This window comes from Cellulomonas sp. P22, assembly GCF_044392165.1.
Window position 1 is genome coordinate 256266 of sequence record NZ_JBISBW010000002.1, and the last position, 19285, is coordinate 275550.

Annotated in this window: 19 protein-coding genes and 1 pseudogene; 11 read left to right on the forward strand and 9 right to left on the reverse strand. The window is 71.0% G+C overall.

Features of this window, described 5'->3' with window-relative positions; genetic code table 11:
* Positions 1–90 precede the first annotated feature (90 nt).
* Entirely contained in the window at positions 91–1779 is a 1689-nt protein-coding gene (locus tag ACGIF2_RS01920) for a long-chain-fatty-acid--CoA ligase (protein ID WP_396042892.1), read from the forward strand.
* Positions 1780–1815: 36 nt separating this feature from the next.
* Positions 1816–3021 carry a winged helix DNA-binding domain-containing protein gene (locus tag ACGIF2_RS01925; protein WP_396042894.1) on the forward strand — a complete coding sequence of 402 codons (1206 nt, stop codon included), beginning with the start codon at positions 1816–1818 and terminating at the stop codon, positions 3019–3021.
* 28 nt (positions 3022–3049) lie between these two features.
* Here the strand turns inward: ACGIF2_RS01925 and ACGIF2_RS01930 are convergent, their stop codons facing one another.
* On the reverse strand, positions 3050–4666 hold the full coding sequence (locus tag ACGIF2_RS01930; protein ID WP_396042896.1) for a methyl-accepting chemotaxis protein: 1617 nt from the start codon (positions 4664–4666) through the stop codon (positions 3050–3052).
* A gap of 221 nt (positions 4667–4887) precedes the next feature.
* Here ACGIF2_RS01930 and ACGIF2_RS01935 point away from each other — a divergent pair, with 221 nt between their 5' ends.
* Positions 4888–6816: an FAD-dependent oxidoreductase gene (locus ACGIF2_RS01935; RefSeq protein WP_396042898.1), complete on the forward strand. Its 1929-nt coding sequence runs from the start codon at positions 4888–4890 to the stop codon at positions 6814–6816.
* A 72-nt stretch (positions 6817–6888) separates the two neighbouring features.
* Here the strand turns inward: ACGIF2_RS01935 and ACGIF2_RS01940 are convergent, their stop codons facing one another.
* From ACGIF2_RS01940 to ACGIF2_RS01955, 4 genes are read right to left on the reverse strand one after another with little or no spacing between them, the layout of a single operon-like run.
* Positions 6889–7347: an SRPBCC family protein gene (locus tag ACGIF2_RS01940; protein WP_396042900.1), complete on the reverse strand. Its 459-nt coding sequence runs from the start codon at positions 7345–7347 to the stop codon at positions 6889–6891.
* 24 nt (positions 7348–7371) lie between these two features.
* Positions 7372–8229, reverse strand: coding sequence for a hemerythrin domain-containing protein (locus ACGIF2_RS01945; RefSeq protein ID WP_396042902.1), 858 nt, complete (start codon positions 8227–8229; stop codon positions 7372–7374).
* A 21-nt stretch (positions 8230–8250) separates the two neighbouring features.
* Positions 8251–9675 carry an MFS transporter gene (locus ACGIF2_RS01950; RefSeq protein WP_396042904.1) on the reverse strand — a complete coding sequence of 475 codons (1425 nt, stop codon included), beginning with the start codon at positions 9673–9675 and terminating at the stop codon, positions 8251–8253.
* Complete coding sequence (locus ACGIF2_RS01955; protein WP_396042906.1) at positions 9668–10108, reverse strand: MarR family winged helix-turn-helix transcriptional regulator; 441 nt, start codon at positions 10106–10108, stop codon at positions 9668–9670. The genes ACGIF2_RS01950 and ACGIF2_RS01955 overlap by 8 nt, the downstream gene beginning before the upstream one ends.
* A 128-nt stretch (positions 10109–10236) precedes the next feature.
* On the opposite strand from ACGIF2_RS01955, the gene ACGIF2_RS01960 reads away from it, so the two are divergent.
* The 6 genes from ACGIF2_RS01960 to ACGIF2_RS01985 all read left to right on the forward strand — a co-directional run bounded on the left by ACGIF2_RS01960 (position 10237) and on the right by ACGIF2_RS01985 (position 14693).
* The gene (locus tag ACGIF2_RS01960) at positions 10237–10752 is read left to right on the forward strand and encodes a histidine kinase (protein WP_396042908.1); all 516 of its coding nucleotides are present in this window, start codon (positions 10237–10239) and stop codon (positions 10750–10752) included.
* Positions 10753–10822: 70 nt separating this feature from the next.
* On the forward strand, positions 10823–11662 hold the full coding sequence (locus tag ACGIF2_RS01965) for a DUF4097 family beta strand repeat-containing protein (protein WP_396042910.1): 840 nt from the start codon (positions 10823–10825) through the stop codon (positions 11660–11662).
* Between the two features lie 65 nt (positions 11663–11727).
* Positions 11728–12540, forward strand: a complete 813-nt coding sequence (locus ACGIF2_RS01970) for an ABC transporter ATP-binding protein (protein WP_396042912.1) — start codon at positions 11728–11730, stop codon at positions 12538–12540.
* Positions 12537–13373 carry an ABC transporter permease gene (locus ACGIF2_RS01975; RefSeq protein WP_396042914.1) on the forward strand — a complete coding sequence of 279 codons (837 nt, stop codon included), beginning with the start codon at positions 12537–12539 and terminating at the stop codon, positions 13371–13373. Before ACGIF2_RS01970 ends, ACGIF2_RS01975 begins: the two co-directional genes overlap by 4 nt.
* 106 nt (positions 13374–13479) lie before the next feature.
* Positions 13480–14109: a ClpP family protease gene (locus ACGIF2_RS01980; RefSeq protein ID WP_396042916.1), complete on the forward strand. Its 630-nt coding sequence runs from the start codon at positions 13480–13482 to the stop codon at positions 14107–14109.
* Positions 14106–14693: a ClpP family protease gene (locus tag ACGIF2_RS01985; protein WP_396042918.1), complete on the forward strand. Its 588-nt coding sequence runs from the start codon at positions 14106–14108 to the stop codon at positions 14691–14693. Before ACGIF2_RS01980 ends, ACGIF2_RS01985 begins: the two co-directional genes overlap by 4 nt.
* A gap of 43 nt (positions 14694–14736) precedes the next feature.
* Here the strand turns inward: ACGIF2_RS01985 and ACGIF2_RS01990 are convergent, their stop codons facing one another.
* The 3 genes from ACGIF2_RS01990 to ACGIF2_RS02000 all read right to left on the reverse strand — a co-directional run bounded on the left by ACGIF2_RS01990 (position 14737) and on the right by ACGIF2_RS02000 (position 16502).
* A complete protein-coding gene (locus ACGIF2_RS01990) occupies positions 14737–15093 on the reverse strand; it encodes a helix-turn-helix domain-containing protein (protein WP_396043344.1) in 357 nt (118 codons plus the stop codon).
* Between the two features lie 144 nt (positions 15094–15237).
* Positions 15238–15726 carry a flavodoxin domain-containing protein gene (locus tag ACGIF2_RS01995; protein ID WP_396042920.1) on the reverse strand — a complete coding sequence of 163 codons (489 nt, stop codon included), beginning with the start codon at positions 15724–15726 and terminating at the stop codon, positions 15238–15240.
* Positions 15727–15920: 194 nt separating this feature from the next.
* Positions 15921–16502, reverse strand: coding sequence for a dihydrofolate reductase family protein (locus tag ACGIF2_RS02000; RefSeq protein ID WP_396042922.1), 582 nt, complete (start codon positions 16500–16502; stop codon positions 15921–15923).
* 34 nt (positions 16503–16536) lie between these two features.
* Here ACGIF2_RS02000 and ACGIF2_RS02005 point away from each other — a divergent pair.
* Positions 16537–16678 (forward strand): annotated as a pseudogene (locus ACGIF2_RS02005) (transposase); the annotation flags it as partial.
* A gap of 373 nt (positions 16679–17051) precedes the next feature.
* On the opposite strand, the gene ACGIF2_RS02010 reads toward ACGIF2_RS02005, so the two are convergent.
* A complete protein-coding gene (locus tag ACGIF2_RS02010) occupies positions 17052–17309 on the reverse strand; it encodes a hypothetical protein (RefSeq protein ID WP_396042924.1) in 258 nt (85 codons plus the stop codon).
* Between the two features lie 944 nt (positions 17310–18253).
* Here ACGIF2_RS02010 and ACGIF2_RS02015 point away from each other — a divergent pair.
* Positions 18254–18943 carry an HAD-IA family hydrolase gene (locus tag ACGIF2_RS02015; protein ID WP_396042926.1) on the forward strand — a complete coding sequence of 230 codons (690 nt, stop codon included), beginning with the start codon at positions 18254–18256 and terminating at the stop codon, positions 18941–18943.
* Positions 18944–19285 lie beyond the last annotated feature (342 nt).

Genomic DNA, 19285 nt, shown 5'->3' on the forward strand with positions numbered 1-19285 from the left:
CACAAGGGCTTCGGCTCCCCGTGCGGCACGTTGCTCTCGTCACCCCCCGAAGTGGCGGTCCGGCACAGCAAGGCGCGAGACCATAGGTGCATGTCGCAGACTGACCAGCAGCCGTGGGTGAAGAACTACCAGCCGGGCGTCCCCGCCGAGATCGATCTCCCCACGGAGTCGCTCGTCGAGATGTTCGAGCGCTCGGTGGCCGAGGCGGGACAGCACCCGGCGATGGAGTTCTTCGGGCGTCGCACCACGTACGCGCAGCTCGGTGACCAGGTCGCCCGCGCGGCCGAGGGCCTGCGCCGGCTCGGGGTGCGGGCAGGTGACCGCGTCGCGCTGGTCCTGCCCAACTGCCCCCAGCACGTCGTCGCGTTCTACGCGGTGCTGCGGCTCGGCGCGATCGTCGTCGAGCACAACCCGCTGTACACGTCACGCGAGCTGCGCCACCAGTTCGAGGACCACCAGGCCCGCGTCGTCATCGCCTGGGACAAGGCCGCGGCCGCGATCCGCGCCTTCCCGTCGGACGTCGAGATCGACCACGTCGTCTCGGTCAACCTGCTCAAGGCGTTCCCGACGGCCAAGCGGCTCGCGCTGCAGCTGCCCGTCAAGAAGCTCCGCGCGACCCGCGACTCGCTGACCGCCGCGGCCCCCGGGACCCTCACGTGGGAGTCGCTGCTGACGTACGGCCCGATCGACCCCGCGCACCCCCGCCCGTCGGTCGACGACCTGGCCGCGATCCAGTACACGTCGGGCACCACGGGCCACCCCAAGGGCGCGATGCTCACGCACCTGAACCTGTACGCCAACGCGCTGCAGGGCGAGGCGTGGATGCACGGTGCGGAGTACCGCAAGGAGATCTTCTACGCGATCCTGCCGATGTTCCACGCGTTCGGCATGACGCTGTACCTGACCTACGGCATCCGCAAGCAGGCCCTGATCGTGCTGTTCCCCAAGTTCGACCCCGACCTGATCCTCGACGCGATGAAGAAGTCGCCCGCGACCGTCTACTGCGCCGTGCCGCCCATCTACGAGCGCACCGCGCTCGCCGCGAAGGAGCGGGGCGTCTCGCTGCGGTCGTGCAAGTTCTGCATCTCGGGGGCCATGAACCTGCCCGAGCACGTGGTCGAGCTGTGGGAGTCGATGTCGGGCGGCCTGCTCGTCGAGGGCTACGGCATGACCGAGTCGTCGCCCGTGGCGCTCGGGAACCCGTTCCACCCCACGCGCCGCGCGAGCACCATCGGCGTGCCGTTCCCGTCGACGCGCATGAAGGTCGTCGACCTCGACGACCCCACCATCGAGGTCGCCCAGGGTCAGCCGGGCGAGCTGCTGCTGCAGGGCCCCCAGGTCTTCCAGGGCTACTGGAAGAACCCGGAGGAGACCGCCAAGACCCTGCTGCCCGACGGCTGGCTGCGCACGGGCGACATCGTGACCGTGGACGAGGACGGGTTCACCACGATCGTCGACCGCGCCAAGGAGCTCATCATCACCGGCGGCTTCAACGTCTCCCCCACCGAGGTCGAGTCGGTGCTGCGCCTGCACCCTTCCGTTGCCGACGCCGCCGTGGTCGGCAAGCCCCTGCAGCGCGGGGGCGAGATGGTCGTCGCCGCGATCGAGCTCGAGCCGGGCGCCGTGCTCGACGAGGACGCGCTGCGTGACCACTGCCGCACCCACCTCGCGGCGTACAAGGTGCCGCGCCGCATCGTGGCGATCGACGAGACCCCCCGCTCGATGCTCGGCAAGGTGCTGCGCAAGGAGGTCCGCGAGCAGATCCTGCCGCTGGTCTGACGCGGCGCCGGTCGCCCGCACCGTCGCCGCGGCCGCGTGGGTCGCCCTCGACATACTGACGGGGCGACCCTCACGATCGGCACGACCGAGCTGCTGCGGCTTCGGCTGAGCGCCCAGGGGCTCGGCCCGTCCGACCCTGCTCCCCCGCCCGGGCCGGCGTCGGACGTCGCTGCCGGTGCCGTGGGTCGACTGTTCGCGCTCCAGGGGCAGGACCTCCCGGGCGTGCTGTGGTCGATCGGCCGACGGTCGCCCGGCGCGGACGTGGCCGACGTGCGCGGCGCGTTCACGTCCGGAGACCTGGTGCGCAGCTGGCCGTTCCGCGGCACCCTGCACGTCCTCGCGGCTCGCGACCTGCCCTGGGTGCTCGCGCTCACCCGCGACCGGATGCTCGCGTCCGCCGCCCGACGCGAACGCGAGCTGAACCTCGACGCCACGACGTTCACCCTCGCGCGCGACGCCGCTGTGCGGGCGCTCGAGGGTGGCCGCTCGCTGGCCCGCTCCGAGCTCCTCGCCGCGTTCGAGGACGCCGGGGTGCGCACCGACCAGCAGCGGGGCTACCACCTGCTGTGGCACCTCGGCCTCGAGGGTGTCGTGGTGCTCGGTCCGTTCCACGGCGCCGAGCAGCACCTGGTGCTGCTCGACGAGTGGGTCAGCGATCCCCGCGACCTGCGCGGTGCCGACGCCGTCCGTGAGGTCGTCTTGCGGCACCTCGCGGGACGTGGAGCGGCGAGCGTCGCCGATGTCGCCTGGTGGTCCAAGCTGCCCGTCCGCGCGGTCCGTGCTGCCGTCGACGAGCTGCAGGGCTCGCTGACGGGGCTGGACCACGAGGGGACCACGCTGTGGGCCGTGACGGAGGCGCTCGACACCCCGCCGGCCCAGCACGCCCCGGTGCTCGCGCTGCCCGGGTTCGACGAGCTGCTGCTGGGCTACACGGACCGCACGGCCTCGCTCGCGGACGAGCACGCGCTCCTCACCGTCCCCGGCGGCAACGGCATGTTCAAGCCCACCGTCGTGGTCGACGGCCACGTGGCGGGCCTGTGGTCGCGCAAGGTCGGCGCCCGGCGCGCGACCCTGACCTTCACCCCGCTCGAGGTCCCGTTCGACGACGGCGTCCGGGCCGGGATCCGGTCCGAGGCCGACCGGTACGGCCGCTTCCTCGGCGTCGAGGCGGACGTCGTGGTCGAGGACGAGCCGGTCCTTCCCACCAGCCCGGTGCGGTCCCGTCAGGCCAGGCGGGCCTGACGGGACCAGCGCCGGTGACGGCCGCCCGTCAGCGGGGCTGCTGCCCGCGGGCCAGCGTGAACCGGCCGACGAGCGCCTCGAGATCGGTGCTCATGGTGGTCAGGTCGCGTGCGATCGAGTGGGTCTGCCCGACGCCCTCGGCGGTCGTGGCGGTCGCCGTGGCGACCCCGTCCACGGCAACCGCGATCTCGTTGGCACCGTCGGCGGACTGCGAGACCGCGCGCGCCATCTCGCGGGTGGTGGCCGTCTGCTCCTCGACGGCCGAGGCGATCGTCATCTGGTAGTCGCTGATCTGCGAGATCACCGCGAGGACGTCACTGATCGCGTCCGCTGCCGACGAGCTGTCGGCCTGGATCGCCTCGACCTTCGCAGCGATGTCGCCGGTGGCACGGGCGGTCTGCTGGGCGAGCTCCTTGACCTCGCCGGCGACGACCGCGAACCCCTTGCCGGCCTCGCCCGCACGGGCGGCCTCGATCGTCGCGTTGAGCGCGAGGAGGTTCGTCTGGTCGGCGATCGTGGTGATGAGCTTGACGACGTTGCCGATCTCCTGGCTGGACTCCGCGAGGCGGGCGACGGTGCTGTTCGCGTCCTCCGCGTCGCGCACCGCGCGGCTCGCGACCTGGGCCGCGGAGGACGCGTTGTGCGCGATCTCCTGGATCGAGGCGTTCATCTGCTCGGCGCCCGCGGCCACGGTCGCGAGCGACTGGGAGACCTGGGTCGCGCCCGCCGCGGCGGTCACCGCCCGTTCCGCCGCGTCGCCGGCCGAACCGGTGATGACCTCGGCGGTGGTCGTGAGGCGGGCAGCCCCGTCCGTGAGGGTCGGGATGCCGTCGGCCGTCCGCACCAGGGTCTCGTTGACAGCGTCGAGCGCGGCGTCCAGGCTCCGCGACATGGTGCCGACCTCGTCCGCGGTGGTGATTCCCGAGCGCAGCGTGAGGTCGCCGTGCGCGAGCCCGTCGATGACGTGCACGACCCGCGCGAGCGGGCGGCGCACCGAACGGGTGACGATCAGGCTGAGGCCGATGCCGATCACGATCGCCGCAGCCAGGCTCAGCCCGATGAGCCGTGCGGCGTTGCGGGTGGTGCGCTCGCCGTCCGCGATGATCTCCTCGGAACGCACGTCCTGCGCGTGGGTGAGCGCGTCGATCCCGGCGACGATGTCCGCCATCATCGGTGCCGCCTTGCTGTCACGCAGGTCACGCACCGTCGCGGTGTCGCCGGCGTCGGCGGCAGGCAGGTAGTCCTCGTCGATCATCGTGCGGTAGTCGGCGATCAGCGCGGTGGTGCGCTCGAGGTCCGCCTGGTCGCCGGCGTCGGCGGTGCTCCCGAACCCGGTCAGCCCGTCGTCGGTCTGGGCGCGGGACTCCGCGAGCGACACCAGGTACGAGTCCTTGGCCGCCCGCTCGGTGCTCGCGACGTAGGACAGCGCCCAGATCCGCTCGGAGAGCAGGCTCGCGCGGGTCTGCGCGAGCTCCTCGACCGGCACCAGAGCCTCGGTGGTCAGGGCACGCATGTCGGTGCGCGCCTGGGTGACAGCCAGCAGACCCACGCCGCCCAGAGCTGCCGAGCAGAGTAGAAGGAGCGTGGTGAGCAGCGTGATCTTGCCTGCCACGGAGATGTCGGAGAAGCGCTGGGGGCGGGGCATCTGGCGAGTCCTCGATGTTCGGTGGGGCCGTGCGGCCGTCTGGCCACGGTGCGAACGTAGTGCGGGGCGAAGCAAATCATGGGTTGAATCGCGGGCGCGTCGGGTGCGACCACAACCGCACCCGTGCCTACCCTCGGGGGCCGGACGAAGGTCCGGACATCCCTGTCCGTTTCGGGGCAACGATGTTCAGGTCTCACCCCTCGTCCGCAAAGGCACGTCAGATGTCCGACTTCTCACGGATCCTCGAACCCGCCCGTTGGGGTTCGCTCGAGCTGCCGAACCGCATGTTCATGCCCCCGATGGGCACCCACACGACCCACCCCGACGGCACCATCTCCGACGTGGGCCTCGCCTACTGGCTGGCGCGCGCCCGCGGTGGCGTCGGCCTGCTCATCACGGAGTCGATCCAGACCCAGACCGTGTCCGAGCTCGCCAACCCGTCGGTCATCTCGATCTCCGCAGACCACCAGGTCGCTCCGCTGCGGGACGCAGTGGCGCAGGTCCATTCGACCGGCGCGCTCATCGCCGCCAACCTCACCCCGGGTCTCGGGCGGATCATGCCCGTGGCGCCCGACGGCGGCCCGGCGTTCTCGGCGTCCGACAACACGATCCTCGCCGACCCCGCGCAGCGCTGCCGCGAGCTCAGCCTGGAGATGATCGGGGAGATCCTCGAGCAGTTCCGCGCAGCCGTGCGCCGCACGCTGGACTGCGGGTTCGACGCGATCGACCTGCACGCGCACACCGGCTACCTCACCGACCAGTTCATGTCCTCGACGTGGAACCGCCGCACGGACGAGTACGGCGGCAGCCTGGAGAACCGGATGCGGTTCCCGACGGACATGCTGCGGATCGTGCGCGAGGAGGCAGGCTCCGACTTCCCGCTGTCCATGCGCATCACAGTCACGCACCACTTCCCGGGCGGCCGTGAGGCCGAGGAGTCCCGCCAGATGGCCCGCATCCTGCAGGACGCCGGCCTGGACGTGCTGCTCGTGGACTCGGGCGCGTACGAGGCGATCGACTGGTCCTTCCCGTCGTACTACATGGGCGACGGCGTCTACCTACCCGATGCAGCAGCCGTGAAGCCCGGGCTCGACATCCCGGTGGCGGTGTGCGGCAACCTCACGCCCGAGCTGGGCGAGCAGGCGCTGCGGGACGGCGTCGCCGACTTCATCGGCTTCGGCCGCATGCTCATCGCCGACCCCGACCTGCCCGCGAAGGTGCGCGCCGGCCGGGCCTCGTCGGTGCGTCCGTGCATCCGCTGCAACGAGATGTGCATCGGCAACGTGGTCCGCGGGAGCGGCCTCGAGTGCTCGGTGAACCCGCAGGCGGGCCACGAGACCGACCGGGTCCTGCTGCCGACGCCCACCCGCAGGCGCGTCGCCGTCGTGGGCGCCGGTCCTGCCGGTCTCGAGGCGGCCCGCGTGGCCGCCACGCGCGGGCACGACGTCGACGTGTACGAACGAACGGACGCGATCGGCGGGGTGCTCGAGCCCGCGGCCACGCCCGACTTCAAGCGCGAGCTGCACCGGATGATCGACTGGTGGCGCGTCGAGCTCGCGGACCTGGGCGTCCGCGTGCACCTGGACCACGAGGTCGGGCCGGACTCCCCCGAGCTGCTGGAGGCCGACGCCGTCGTCGTCGGCTCCGGCTCGACGCCGGTCGTCCCCAGCATCCCGGGCATCGACGCCCCCGGCGTCGTGGACGTGCTCGCGTTCCACCGCGGGGCACCCGTGGGGCAGCGCGTGGTCGTGTGCGGCGGCGGGCTCTCCGGCGTCGACTCGGCGCTCGAGCTCGCCAAGGACGGCCGCGACGTCACGGTGGTCGAGATGGCCGAGCAGATCGCGCCCACCATGGTGATCCACAACCGGGTCGCGCTGCTCCGCCAGCTCGGCGAGCAGGGTGTGCGGGTCCTGACCGGGCATGTCGTCACGGCCGTCGAGCCCGGCTCCGTGCAGGTCAAGGGCCCCGACGGCGCCGAGCGGATCGAGGCCGACACCGTGATCACCGCGTTCGGGGTGCGCGCCAACAGGAGCCTCGCGGACTCCCTGACCGGCCGGGTCGCCGAGCTGCACGTCGTCGGCGACGCGGTCCAGCCCGCGAAGGTCGCCGAGGCCGTGCACACCGGGTTCCAGGCGGGCATGGCGATCTGACCGGAGCGCAGCACCCGTCAGATGCCCCGACGCCCGGACCGGCTGGTCCGGGCGTCGGGGCATCCGGCAGAGTCACTCCCGGGGTGCGCGGGCCCGGTCTGCCTCCTCGAGCACCCGGCGGAGGCCGGTGAAGTCGCGCAGCAGGATCCGCGCCAGCACGGACGTCGGCAGGAGCGCCACCAGCCGGAGCCAGGCGGCGACGTCGCCGCCGTAGTCGGCATGGACGCGCGTGCCTCCGGCATCGGGCGTGCACACGTACTCGACGCGGGAGTTCCACGGCGACGTCGACTGCCACACGACGCGCCGGTCGCGCTCGACGGCCTCGAGCACGTCGGTGAACCGGACCCGGAACGGCCCGAACCGGTCGACAGCCGCCCACCGGTTCCCCACCTGCGGCGGACCGCTGTCCAGCGGGCGGCGGGAGTCGACCGACGGCGCGAACTCGGGCCACCGACCCGGATCGGCAAGGTACGGGTAGACGCGCGACGGCGGGTGATCGAGGTGGACGTCGAGCGTCACGCGCCGCCACATGAGTTCCTCCTCGGGGTCGCCGCGTCACACCACAGGGGGCACGGGACGGTCGCCGTAGAGCTCCCGCATCGCACTGTCGTACCTCCGCTTCATGAGGAGGAGATACAGGAGCCGGATCGGGGCGGGCACGTTGGTGCGGACCCAGTCCTCTCGCTCGGCCTCGGGCACGCTCGCGATCAGCAGGCCGAGCTGCAACGCCAGGACGTCCTTCCCGAGCTCCTTGCGGTGGGCCACGAGGGTGGCGCGTGTGTGCTCCTCCATGAAGTCCCACTCCTGCTGCGACATCACCTCGCCCGCGACAGGAAGGATGTCGTCCTCCTCCTGCCCGAGATGCACCAGCAGGACGTCGCGGAGACCTTCGATCTCGGTGGCGAAGGCGTCGCGACGCTGGGGATCGGCGGTGAGCACCCAGGGCTCCAACATCGGCTCGATCCGCGCGAGCCACACCGCGACCTCGGCGTGCTGCGCTCGCATCTGACCGACGTGCAGGGCGCAGGCGGGTTCGCGCGAGACCAGCCTGTCCCACAGCACCATGTCCTCGGTCCCGTGGTGCAGGTGCAGGGCGAAGAAGTCGAGGTGGGCGTAGCGGCCGACGACCGCGGAGCGTGCGGTGTCGCCGGGCTCGACCTCGCGCACCAGCTCAGGGAGCTGCCGATACAGCCAGCGGAAGATCCGATGGACGAGGATCATCCCCGACGTGTCGCAGCCGGGGTGCTGCCCGGCGGGCAGCGGCCCGGGAGGAGGAAGTCTTTTGGCCATCCCGTCCTCCACCCGATCATCGAGATCAACATCGACATCGGCGTCGTCCTGGCGCGAGACCCACGCTACTCCGGCCGACGCCGAGCGGCGGGCGCAGCTGCGCGCCGCCGCGGTGAGCAGCACCGCGTGATGGTACGGACGCCGCTAGGTGCGGCCCTGGTCCTGCCACCGCCGGGACGCCAGGGCGCCCGTCGCCTGGCGCGTGAGCAGTGCGTGGACGACCAGGACGGCGAACACCGCCGCGCAGAGCAGGGCGCCGATCTCGAGGACCGCCGTGATGCCCGACCCGGTGGGGTGATGATCGGGGGCCATGTTCGTGGCGATGACGGCTGCGGACATGGCCGTGCCGAACGAGCTCCCGACGGTGCGCAGCACCTGGTTGAAGCTGACCGAGCTGCCCAGCTCCTCGGTCGCGACGCTGCGCGCGATCAAGGCGGGCATCGCGGCGTAGCTGGCGCCGATCCCGAGGCCGAAGGCGAACATGCCGAGCAGCAGCTCCCAGAGCTCGCTGTGGGCGCCCCACAGCAGAGCCCCCGCCGCCGCCATCAGGCCCGCGCCGATCGGCAGCAGCGTGGCCAGGTGCACCCGGTGCGACACACTGCGGACCACGCGGTTCGCGAGGAAGCTGCCCACCGAGAGCGGGAGCATCACGAACCCGGCCCAGACGACCGGCATCGCCATGCCGTACCCCGTGGACGCGGGCGCCTGGGCGACGAGGCTGGCGACCGACAGCCCGATGTACATGGCCGCACCGAGGCCGATCGCTGTCCCGTTGGCCAGCAGCACCTCACCCTGGCGGAACACCCGCAGGTTGATCAGGGGGTGTGGGCTCCGCAGCTCCGTCCGGACCCACAGGGTGAGCAGGAGCACCGCCAGGACGATGCACGTGACGATCCGCGGCGAGGCCCATCCCCAACGGGGGCCCTCGCTGATGCCCAGGAGCAGGGTCCCGAGCCCGAGAGCGAGCAGGCCGGCACCAGCGACGTCGAAGGGCGTCCGGCGCACGGTCGCGTCCGGCCCGGCGGGCACGGTCCGCACCACGACGACGATCGCGGTGAGCACGAACAGGGCGGCGAACCAGAAGGCGAGCCGGTAGTCGAACAGGCCCGCGATGATCCCCGTGAGCGGGTAGCCGATGCCGATCCCGGACGCCACGGTGACCGACAGGCTCGAGATCGAGCCCTGCACCTGCGACGGCGAGACGTGACGACGCGCCAGCGAGATCGTCACCGCGACGATGCCGTAGGTCAGGCCCTGCAGCGCTCGTCCCACCAGGAAGATCGTGAAGGTGGGCGCGAGGGCGGCAACGACGCAGCCGACCCAGATGATCGACAGGGCGACGAGCAAGAGCTTCTTCTTGTGCGGTCCGTCGCTCAGCCGTCCCATCACCGGGGTCGCGACCGCACCCGCCAGCAGGTTGATGGTGAGCATCCACTGCGCGGTGCTGACCGGCACGTCCATCTCGGCCGAGATCGTCGGCACGAGCAGCATGCCCAGCGAGCTGACGATCGCCGTCGACAGTGCGGCGTAGATCAGACCGGGTACCAGGCGGGGGTGCGGCTCAGTCATCGATGGTCTCGGCGGTGATCTTCCGCAGGATCGAGACGCCCGCCTCGAGCGTGCGCGTCTCCTCGTCGGTGAGCCGTTCGGCGATGGCACGGTCCAGCCACTCGTGTCCCACCCACGACTCCTGCGCGAACCTGTCACGGCCGGCATCGGTGACGACGATCCAGACCTTGCGCCGGTCCTCCTCGTCGGGGATGCGGGCGACGCAGCCCATCCGCTCGAGCTCGCGCGCTGCGAGCGAGACGCCCTGCGGGCTGACGTGGACGGCGACGGCCAGCTCGGCCGTGGTCGCACGCCCGCGAGCGACCAGATGACGCAGGATCCCGACCTTGCCGGCCGAGAGCGTCCGTTCGAGGTTCATCCTTCGCACGATCGGGTTCAGCACGTCGAGCAGTGAGCGCGTCACCTCGGCGACGGGCGCGGGTTCATGGGGCACCTCCCGACCGTACACCTGCTTGATCAAGTTGCTTGCGCATCTCCTGTCAGCAGCACCTCGCCACCGGACCGCACCACCGTGACGCCATAACCCTTGTGGTGGCGCCAAAGTGGTGTCACAGTGGTGTCATGGACCTGAACAGATACGTCGCCGAGCTGCACCACCAGCTCGCCACCGCTGCCTCCGCCGGCGGGGACGAGGCTCGTGAGCTCGCCGATCGTCTGACGGCCCCGCTCGACGCCGCGGTCCGCCTCGTCCTGCTCGAGGCGCTCTCGGTTGCGGCGAACGAGATCACGGCCGAGCTGGCCCCCGGCTCGGTCGATGTCCGCCTCCGGGGCCGCGACCCAGAGTTCGTCGTCACCCCCGCCCCGTCCTCGGACTTCGAGGATGCCGCACCTCCGGCGGCGGCGGACCCGGTCCGGCCCGCTGCCCTCGAACCCGACGACGTCAGCACCTCGCGCACCACGCTGCGCCTCCCCGACCAGCTCAAGGCACAGGTCGAGGACGCAGCGGCTCGCGAGGGCATGTCAGTCAACACGTGGCTGGTGCGTGCGGTCGCGGCCGCGCTCCAGCCCGCCGCGCCGTCCCGCGCCACGGCACGTACCCGCAGCACCTCCGGCCGGTTGACCGGCTGGGTGCGCTGACCCACCACCGCACGCAGACTCGCGTCCCGCCACCCGGGGCGACGCCCACTCCTCCGGAGGCCCGCTCACCATGCCTGCTTATGCGACCCCAGAACCGATCACCGTCGCGGTCGACCTCGCCGCCGCCGTCGTCAACGTCGTCGCGAGCGACCGCGCCGACACCGTGGTCACCGTCAGCCCCAGCGACCCGAGCAGGTCCGGCGACGTGCGATCCGCAGACGAGACCCGCGTCGACCTCCTCGACGGGACCCTCACCGTGCAGACGAGCGGCAGGTGGCGGCACCTCACCAAGTCCGCCGTCGAGGTGACGATCGAGGTGCCGACCGGATCCACCCTGCAGGGCACCGCGCTCGGTCCCCTGTTCACCGAGGGCTCGCTCGCGGCCTGCTCCTTCACGAGCCGCTCCGGGGACATCCGGATCGACGTGGCCGGTCAGCTCGACCTGCGCGCATCGGCGGGCTCGGTCGTCGTCGGGCATGCGCTCGGTTCGACCTCGATCGTCGCCGCTGCCGGTGGCGTGCGCATCCGCGAGCTCGACGGCGACACCGTCCTCAAGGTTCCCAACGGATCCACCGAGATCGGCCGGACCACCGCCAGCCTGAAGGTGAACGGCGCCCACGGGTCGATCGCGATCGGCCGGTCGCTGGGTGAGACCGAGGTGCGGTGCGCGTCCGGGAGCATCCGCGTCGAGGAGGCGACGGCCGGCCGTCTCCAGCTCGAGACCTCGTACGGCTCGATCGACGTCGGGGTGCCCGAGGGCACCGCCGCCTGGCTCGACGCCACGTCGCAGCACGGCGCGCTCCGCCACCTCCTGCAGGACGCCGTCGGCCCCGACGAGGGCGACCTGACGGTCGAGGTCCACGCCAGCACCAGCTACGGCGACGTCGTCGTCCGACGCCCGCACTCCTGACCCGGGCCCCGACCGACCCGGGCCCGCCAGACCACCCGCACGCCACCACGCCCGAAGGAGAAGCCATGACCACCCCCTTCCAGGGGCCCGCGATCGAGGTCGCCGGCCTGCGAAAGTCCTATCGGTCGAGGTCCGGCGAGCAGCTCGTGCTCGACGGCGTCGACCTCGTCGTCCCCGCCGGCACCGTGACAGCCCTGCTCGGCCCCAACGGGTGCGGGAAGACCACGACGGTCGGCATCTTGAGCACGCTGCTCGCCGCCGACGCCGGCACCGTGCGCGTCGCGGGCCATGACGTCGCCCGGGAGCCCGATGCCGTGCGTGCGTCGATCGGCGTCACCGGCCAGATCACGGCCGTCGACGAGCTGCTCACCGGCACGGAGAACCTGCGCCTCATGGCCGACCTCAACCACCTGGGCCGCACCGCGGGTCGCCGACGAACGGCCGAGCTGCTCGAACGGTTCGGTCTGACCGAGGCGGCGGCCAAGCCCGTGGCGACCTACTCGGGAGGGATGAAGCGCAAGCTCGACCTCGCGATGACCCTCGTGGGGGCACCCTCGGTCGTCTTCCTCGACGAGCCGACCACGGGCCTCGACCCCCGCAGCCGCCGCGCCCTGTGGGACGAGGTGCGTGCCCTCGTGGCGGCCGGCACCACGATCCTGCTCACCACCCAGTACCTCGAGGAGGCCGACCGGCTCGCCGACCAGGTCGCCGTGCTGCACGGCGGCCGGATCGTCGCCGAGGGCACGCCGGCCGAGCTCAAGGCCGTGCACGACGCTGGCTCGCTCGACGACGTGTTCCTCGCGCTCACCGAACCGCCCGCCGAGGCCGAGACCGACCCCGAGGACACCGCCACGGCCGACAAGGAGAAGATCCGATGACCACCATCGCCCCCACCGCACCCGCGACCGTCCGCCTGCGCCCGGTCTCCGACGTCCTGACCATGCTGCGCCGCAGCCTGCTGCGCGCCGTGCGCTACCCGGGCCTGACCGTCTTCCTGGTCGCCGTCCCGCTCGTGATGCTGCTGCTGTTCGTGTACGTCTTCGGCGGGGCCTTCGGCGCCGGCGTGGCGCCCGGCGTCGCCTCGGGGGCCGAGGGGCGCGCCGCCTACCTGGCGTACATCACGCCGACCCTCCTGATCCTCACCGTGGTCGGTGGGGCGACGTCGGTCGCCATCAGCGCCGCGATGGACGCCTCCAGCGGAATCATGGCGCGGTTCAAGACGATGACGATCTCGCCGGGGTCCGTGCTGTCCGGGCACGTGCTCGGGTTCGTCGTGCAGGCGATGGTCGCGCTCGTCCCCCTTCTCGCCGTCGCCTTCGCGATGGGCTACCGCCCCGCCGCCGACGCGCTCGACTGGCTCCTCCTGCTCGGGCTGCTCGGGCTGCTCGGCCTCTCCCTCAACTGGCTGTGCGTCGCCATGGGGCTCAACGCGCGCAGCGTCGAGACGGCGAGCAACACACCGATGATCCTGCTGCTCCTGCCGTTCCTGGGCAGCGGGTTCGTCCCCGTCGAGACCATGCCCACGGCCGTGCGCGTGTTCGCGGAGCACCAGCCGTTCACCCCCGTCATCGAGACCGCGCGCGGGCTGCTCGCCGGCGGCGCGGGGCTCGAGGGCGCGGTGGCCGCGCAGGCGGTCGGCTGGTGCGTGGTGCTCGGCGCAGCCGGCTGGGCGTGGTCGCGCTCGCTCTACCGCCGTGAGCGGCGCGTCTGAGCGGCACCTCCACCTCTGGGACGCGGTGCGAGCTCTCTGCCGAGGGCTGCTCTGCTGGCGGCAGAGACGCCTCCCGGGGCAGCCATGAGCGGTGCACCGTGGGGACATGAGTGAATCCCCGATGACGCGCTTGTTCAGTCCACGCATCCGACAGGAGTTCTACGAGCGCCGGGTGCTCGTGCTCGACGGGCCGCTCGATGACGACAACGGGACGCTGCTGGCCACGCAGCTGATCGCGCTGGCGACCGCGGACCCGTCGGCGGATGTGGCGTTGTGGATCCACTCACCCGGTGGTTCTGTGCCGGCGATGCTCGCCATCCGCGACATCATGCGGACGATCCCGAACGACGTGTCGACGGTCGTGTTCGGGATCGCGTACAGCGCCGGACAGTTCCTCCTCTCGGCGGGCACCCGAGGCAAGCGCAAAGCACTCCCCCACTCGCGGATCCTGATGCACCAGGGTTCCGCCGGGATCACAGGCAGTGCGGTCGACGTCGAGCTGCAGGCGGACGACCTTCGCCACACCCGAGACACCGTGCTGCGGTTGATCGCCGAAGACACCGGGCAGCGCGTCGAACGGGTCTTCGAAGACTCGATCCACGACCACTGGTACACGGCCGAGGAAGCCCGTGAGTACGGGTTCGTCGACACGATCGTGCGCTCCTTCGAGGAGATCGCACCCTCGCATCGCGTGATGACGGGGTTTCACGGAGCGATCGTGGAGGAGGTCCGATGAGCACCTACACGATCCCTCAGGTGATCGCACAGCATCCTCGAGGCGAGCGGATCATGGATGTCTACTCGCATCTGCTCACCGAGCGGATCATCTACCTCGGCACCGCCATCGACGCCGGTGTCGCGAATGCTCTGATCGCGCAGCTGCTCTTCCTGGAGTCGAGCAACCCGGACGGCGAGATCCAGCTCTACGTCAACTGCGAGGGCGGCGACCCGAGCGCCATGCTGGCCATCTACGACACCATCCGGTTCATCCGCCCCCAGGTCGCGACCACGTGCGTGGGTCAGGCCGTCGCCGTCGGTGCCGTCCTCCTGGCTGCCGGCGCGGCCGGGAGACGCGCGGCTCTGCCCCACGCGCGGATCATCCTGCATCAACCCGCAGCGCACGGGCGTGGCGCGATCCCCGACCTGATCCTGCAGGCCGACGAGGTCGTGCGCATCCGTTCCGACATCGAGGACGTGCTGGCCTGCCACACGGGTCAGAGCGTCGAGACGCTTCGTGCCGACACCGACCACGACCGCTTCTTCACCGCGCGCGCCGCGCGCGACTACGGCCTCCTCGACCATGTGATCGACCAGCGCTGACGGCACGTTCGGCCTCTGCGCCGGGTCGTGGCGGCCGCGCCGGTCACGCGGCCAGCGCGAGAGCGGCCCGGCAGACCGGCCCCTGTGCCGCGCCGAACTGAGCGCTGGTCAGGGACTCTGCGACCGCGAGCGTGAGGTCGACCAGCGTGGCATCCATCGCCCCCGCGACGGCCGCGATCATCTCGGAGGACGGCTCCTTGAGCCCTCGCTCGATCTCCGAGAGGTACTGCGGCGAGACCCCAGCGCGGCTGGCGACGTCGCCGAGCGTCTCACCGCGCGCGTGCCGGAGGCTTCGCACGCGGGCACCGAGGGCATGCCGCCACAGCGGTTCACGCGGCGCCCCCTCGGCAGATCCCGCATCTCTCAGCGGCGCGGGGGGAACGGCTGGACGCTGGGGCAGGACGATGTCGGCCATGCCCGATCGTAGGACCGCGCGGCGGCTCGCTGCCGCGTGATCTGCTCACAGCAGAGGGCCGCGACGCAGGGCGATCCCGCGCGTCATCGTCACGCACCGAGCCGGTCCCGAGGGAGCGGCACGGTCGATCTACGCCCGGAGCTGGCCGTCCACCTCGTCGACCCACCGGGCGACGTGCTCGGCGTCGCGCCAGTCGCCGGCCTTGGTCTTGGCCATCGCGCTCGCGGGGAAGCCCTTGGCGTCGGGCTCGAGCCGCCCTCCGAACGTCTGGACCCCCCGCGCACCGATGCGCGCCGCCGCCTCCCGTACGTGCGGGACGGGTGAGATCTGACCCTCCTCCGCGGACGCGTCGAGCGGTCCGGTGGCGACGAGCCACACCGGCAGCTCGGACAGGCGTTCCGCCTGCCGCTTGACGAGCTTGCGCGCGTCCTTGTGCCACCGCCCCGCGTACAGGGCGCCCGCGACGATCACGGCGTCGACGTCGTCCAGGTCCGCGACCTCGGCCGCCGCGCGGACGGTCGTGTCATGTCCGTGGCTGCCGAGGCCGTGGGCGATCTGCTCGGCGAGGCCCTGCGTACCACCCCGGGACGTCCCGTAGGCCACCAGCACGTGCGACATCTCCAGCTCCGTCCGACGACGAGTCGCGCCCTGCTGGGCACACCTCGATCGTCGACCGGGGTGCCCGTCGGACGTCAGGGCCAGAGGTCCCCCGCGGGCTGGTGACCCAAGGGCAGCGATGCGCAAACGCGGTCGGAGGCCCGGTCTAGTGTCACGGTTCGCAGTGGACTTCCTCGCGTCACCGCTCAGATCGGTCAACGGCGCACCCGATAGCGCAGGTGAAGCACCCGGTTGCCCTGGATCACCACGTCCGGATCCTCCAACAGGTGCTGTGCGTGGACCGACCCGAAGTAGCGCTTGCCGGACCCGAACACGACGGGTACGACGTCCATGCGCACCTCGTCGATCAGGCCCGCGGCAAGCACCTGGCCACCGACGTCGCCAGCGGCGACCTCGACGATGCGGTCACCCGCAAGCTCCTGTGCCTTGGCCACGGCGGCCTCGACGCCGTCGACGAAGTGAAACGGCGCCTCGGGGTCCCAGCCGTCGGGCTTCGCTCGGTGCGTCACGACGACCACGTGGTCGATCCCGCCCGGAGGCTTCCCGTCCCAGCCGTCCGTCAGGTCGAAGACGTGGCGGCCGACGATCGTCGCCCCGATCTGATCCCAGTACGGCCGGGTGTAGTCGTAGGACGTCTGCGACACCTTCAACTCGCCGCTCTCGTCCAACGGCACCTCACCGTTGGACAACCAGTCGAACAGCGGTCCGGGCTGGTCATCCGCGTCCGCGACGAAGCCGTCCACCGACACCGAGCTGTACATGACCACCTTGCCCACGGGGCTCTCCTCTGCTTGGGGATGCAGCCACGCCGTCCCTGCTGCATCGAGCGTCATCACGCTGGGACGGACGCTGAACGAGCGCGCCGACGACGTCCTGGCCTACGTCGACCGCCCCGGCACCAGCAACGGCCCCACCCGAGGCGATCAACGGCCGGCTCGAGCACACCCTCGGTTGTCAAGAGCCCTCATGATCATCCTGCGGCGAGCGTGACGCGCAGCGCCCGGACGCCGGGCCCGACGTGCACAAATGACAGAGCGATCGCGTTCGTGCGGATGGAACAATCCCGGCAAACGAGGGTCATGCGGCTGGCTAACGCATTCTCAAACCGAATCGTGGCGGCGCGGCAAAACCAACGGGGAACGTGCGAGAAACGAGACAGGCCCGTGACCTCGATGTCTCGTCAACTGTTCGACACAGCCATGAGCATTGAGGTCACGGGCCTGATACGTCCCACTACCGACCGACTCACCCTGCCTTCCAGCCGTGAAGAGCCGGCAAGGCATCGCCCCACACCAAGCAGGCGGCTCGGTCGCGGCGAGGACCACCTACCGCTTGGCGATGGCAATTCCCAAGAAGATGCCCACGACGAAGCCTGCGCTTCCTGCCAGCATCGTGGCGACATTGCCAGCCTGTACGGCAGTGGCAGTCGCGGTCATTCCCGCCTGGGCTGCGGCTTGCGTCGCCTGCGCTCCGGCAGTCACTGCCGCCTGAGTCGACTCCACACCCGCAGCGGTCGCTGCCTGCACCGCAAGCTCGGTCTCAACACTTTCGACGCGCGTCAGCAATTCGTCCTCAGTGGGCATAGTGGTACCTCCGTGAGAGAATCGATTCCGTCTCGACGAGAGTATGGCGACGCCGAGCTCCTCGCCATCCGGAGGAGGTCGGCCGTGGCCGAGATCGTCGATGCCCGGTCAGGCGGCGCTGACGTCAGTCACGACGAGATCGACGTGCACGACGGTGTCGGCCAGGTCAGGGGTACCGAGCGTGGTTCGCAGCAGGTCCGTCTCCCACCCCCAGCCGGGCGCAAGGCGCCTCGTAGCCTCAGCGCGCTCGACGGCGTGAGCGTCGTCGCGCGGTGGCTGAGCCCTCGAGAGGAGCGCTGACGCCGGATTACCCGCCTGCAGCCGCCCCGTCCGCTCCCGGAGGGTCCACGACCCCCGAACATGCGATCAGGGCCCTGCCGGAGTACCCCCAGCAAGACCCTGACCTGTACAAACTCTGTCGGGCTGACAGGATTTGAACCTGCGACCCTTGAAGAATCCCTGGGCCGCGGGCATCTCCCCCGGCGTCTTGCATCTTTTGGTGAAACCGCGCGTGATCTGCGGATTTACGCCGTGCGCGGCGGCGGATACCACGCATCGTTGGCTATTGTCGAGCGTCGACATGCCACGTATCCGTGGGGTAAACGTGGGGACTGCGATCTCCCGCTGGCCACGTATTCGCCAATCAATCAAGCATGCCTCAAGGCGCACCACCTCGGCCACAGTGAGATCGGAGCCTGAGCCGGTTTGCCGGACAGTTGCGCCGGGCGGGTCTTACGGGACAAAGCACGACGCTCAGCACGATCCTAGCGCCTCGGTCACTGAGTGGGCCGTTGGAGGTTCCCCTTACGGAACACTCCCCCGCGGCGGCCGGTGCCGCGCTCATGCCGTTTTGCAGATGACATGCGGCACGCTGGCTCCCGAGGCGGATCGCGTGGTCGTCCTCGCCCGCTCACCGTGCGTTTCGCCGAGGTAGTGTCCGACAAGTGACGACCCGCCCGCTCAACGCCGCCGATAGAGGGATGCCGCCCGCGTACGAGTTGGCCGTCGCGGCTGTTCTGCTCGACATGGACGGCACGCTCGTGGACTCCACCGCTGTCGTCGAGGCTGTCTGGGGTGAGTTCGCCGCCACGCACGGCGTCGACCTTGAAGCGGTGCTGCGCTTCTCCCACGGGCGCCGCACCATTGACACAGTGACCGCTTTCCTGCCGGACCCGCACCAGGCACGCGACGTCGCAGCCGACATCGAGGCCGACGAACTCGTACGCCTTGAGGGGATCATCGCGATCCCCGGAGCACGCGATCTGCTCGCCTCACTGCCCGACGCACGCGTCGCCGTGGTGACGTCGGCTGAGCGGGAGCTCGCCGTACGCCGGCTGACGGCAGTTGGCCTGTCGTGTCCCACCGTGCTCGTGGCCGCGGAAGACGTCGAGGCTGGCAAGCCATCTCCTGACGGGTTCCTGCGTGCGGCAGCCGCGCTCGGGGTCTCCGCGGAGGACTGCGCCGCCTTCGAGGACGCTGAAGCGGGCCTGCAGGCCGCGAGGGCCGCAGGTGCGTTCACCGTCGTCGTCGGTGGCTACGAGTCACCCCTCACCCGTGATCTCCGACGAGTGATCGACTTCCGCCAGGTGAGAGCACGCATCGAGGGCCACCGCGTGGTGCTCGCGCTCCCCTAACCTTTGGCATCGCCTCCTGCGGGGCGGGCTCACGGCCATGCCGCGACGGCTCAGACGCCCGATCATGGCCCGAGGGGCGCACGCCGGGCCGCCGCCAGGGATGGAGTGTCCCGGTTGTTGGGGGTGAGCGAGACATGTCCCAGTGGAGGAACCCCCTACGGAACGCTCCGCTGGGCCGACCGACCGCCCCGAAGCCCCGGGCGACCCGGTCAGGCCATGGCGCCGCGTCCTATGGCCGCTACTACAGACGCGAGCGTCTGGCCACGCCGCGGGCCATCGTTGCGCAACGGCCCGCGGAACGCAGGCCCAACACAGGGCAGCGGCGAGCGTCTCGTGCACCGG

Coding starts and splice junctions, on each gene's coding strand:
- ACGIF2_RS01930 (WP_396042896.1), bottom strand. CDS start 4,666: ATGCCCCGCCCCCAGCGCTTCTCCGACATCTCCGTGGCAGGCAAGATC.
- ACGIF2_RS01980 (WP_396042916.1), top strand. CDS start 13,480: ATGAGTGAATCCCCGATGACGCGCTTGTTCAGTCCACGCATCCGACAG.
- ACGIF2_RS01995 (WP_396042920.1), bottom strand. CDS start 15,726: ATGTCGCACGTGCTGGTGGCCTACGGGACGTCCCGGGGTGGTACGCAG.
- ACGIF2_RS01970 (WP_396042912.1), top strand. CDS start 11,728: ATGACCACCCCCTTCCAGGGGCCCGCGATCGAGGTCGCCGGCCTGCGA.
- ACGIF2_RS01965 (WP_396042910.1), top strand. CDS start 10,823: ATGCCTGCTTATGCGACCCCAGAACCGATCACCGTCGCGGTCGACCTC.
- ACGIF2_RS01985 (WP_396042918.1), top strand. CDS start 14,106: ATGAGCACCTACACGATCCCTCAGGTGATCGCACAGCATCCTCGAGGC.
- ACGIF2_RS01975 (WP_396042914.1), top strand. CDS start 12,537: ATGACCACCATCGCCCCCACCGCACCCGCGACCGTCCGCCTGCGCCCG.
- ACGIF2_RS02010 (WP_396042924.1), bottom strand. CDS start 17,309: ATGCCCACTGAGGACGAATTGCTGACGCGCGTCGAAAGTGTTGAGACC.
- ACGIF2_RS01935 (WP_396042898.1), top strand. CDS start 4,888: ATGTCCGACTTCTCACGGATCCTCGAACCCGCCCGTTGGGGTTCGCTC.
- ACGIF2_RS01920 (WP_396042892.1), top strand. CDS start 91: ATGTCGCAGACTGACCAGCAGCCGTGGGTGAAGAACTACCAGCCGGGC.
- ACGIF2_RS01940 (WP_396042900.1), bottom strand. CDS start 7,347: ATGTGGCGGCGCGTGACGCTCGACGTCCACCTCGATCACCCGCCGTCG.
- ACGIF2_RS01960 (WP_396042908.1), top strand. CDS start 10,237: ATGGACCTGAACAGATACGTCGCCGAGCTGCACCACCAGCTCGCCACC.
- ACGIF2_RS01950 (WP_396042904.1), bottom strand. CDS start 9,675: ATGACTGAGCCGCACCCCCGCCTGGTACCCGGTCTGATCTACGCCGCA.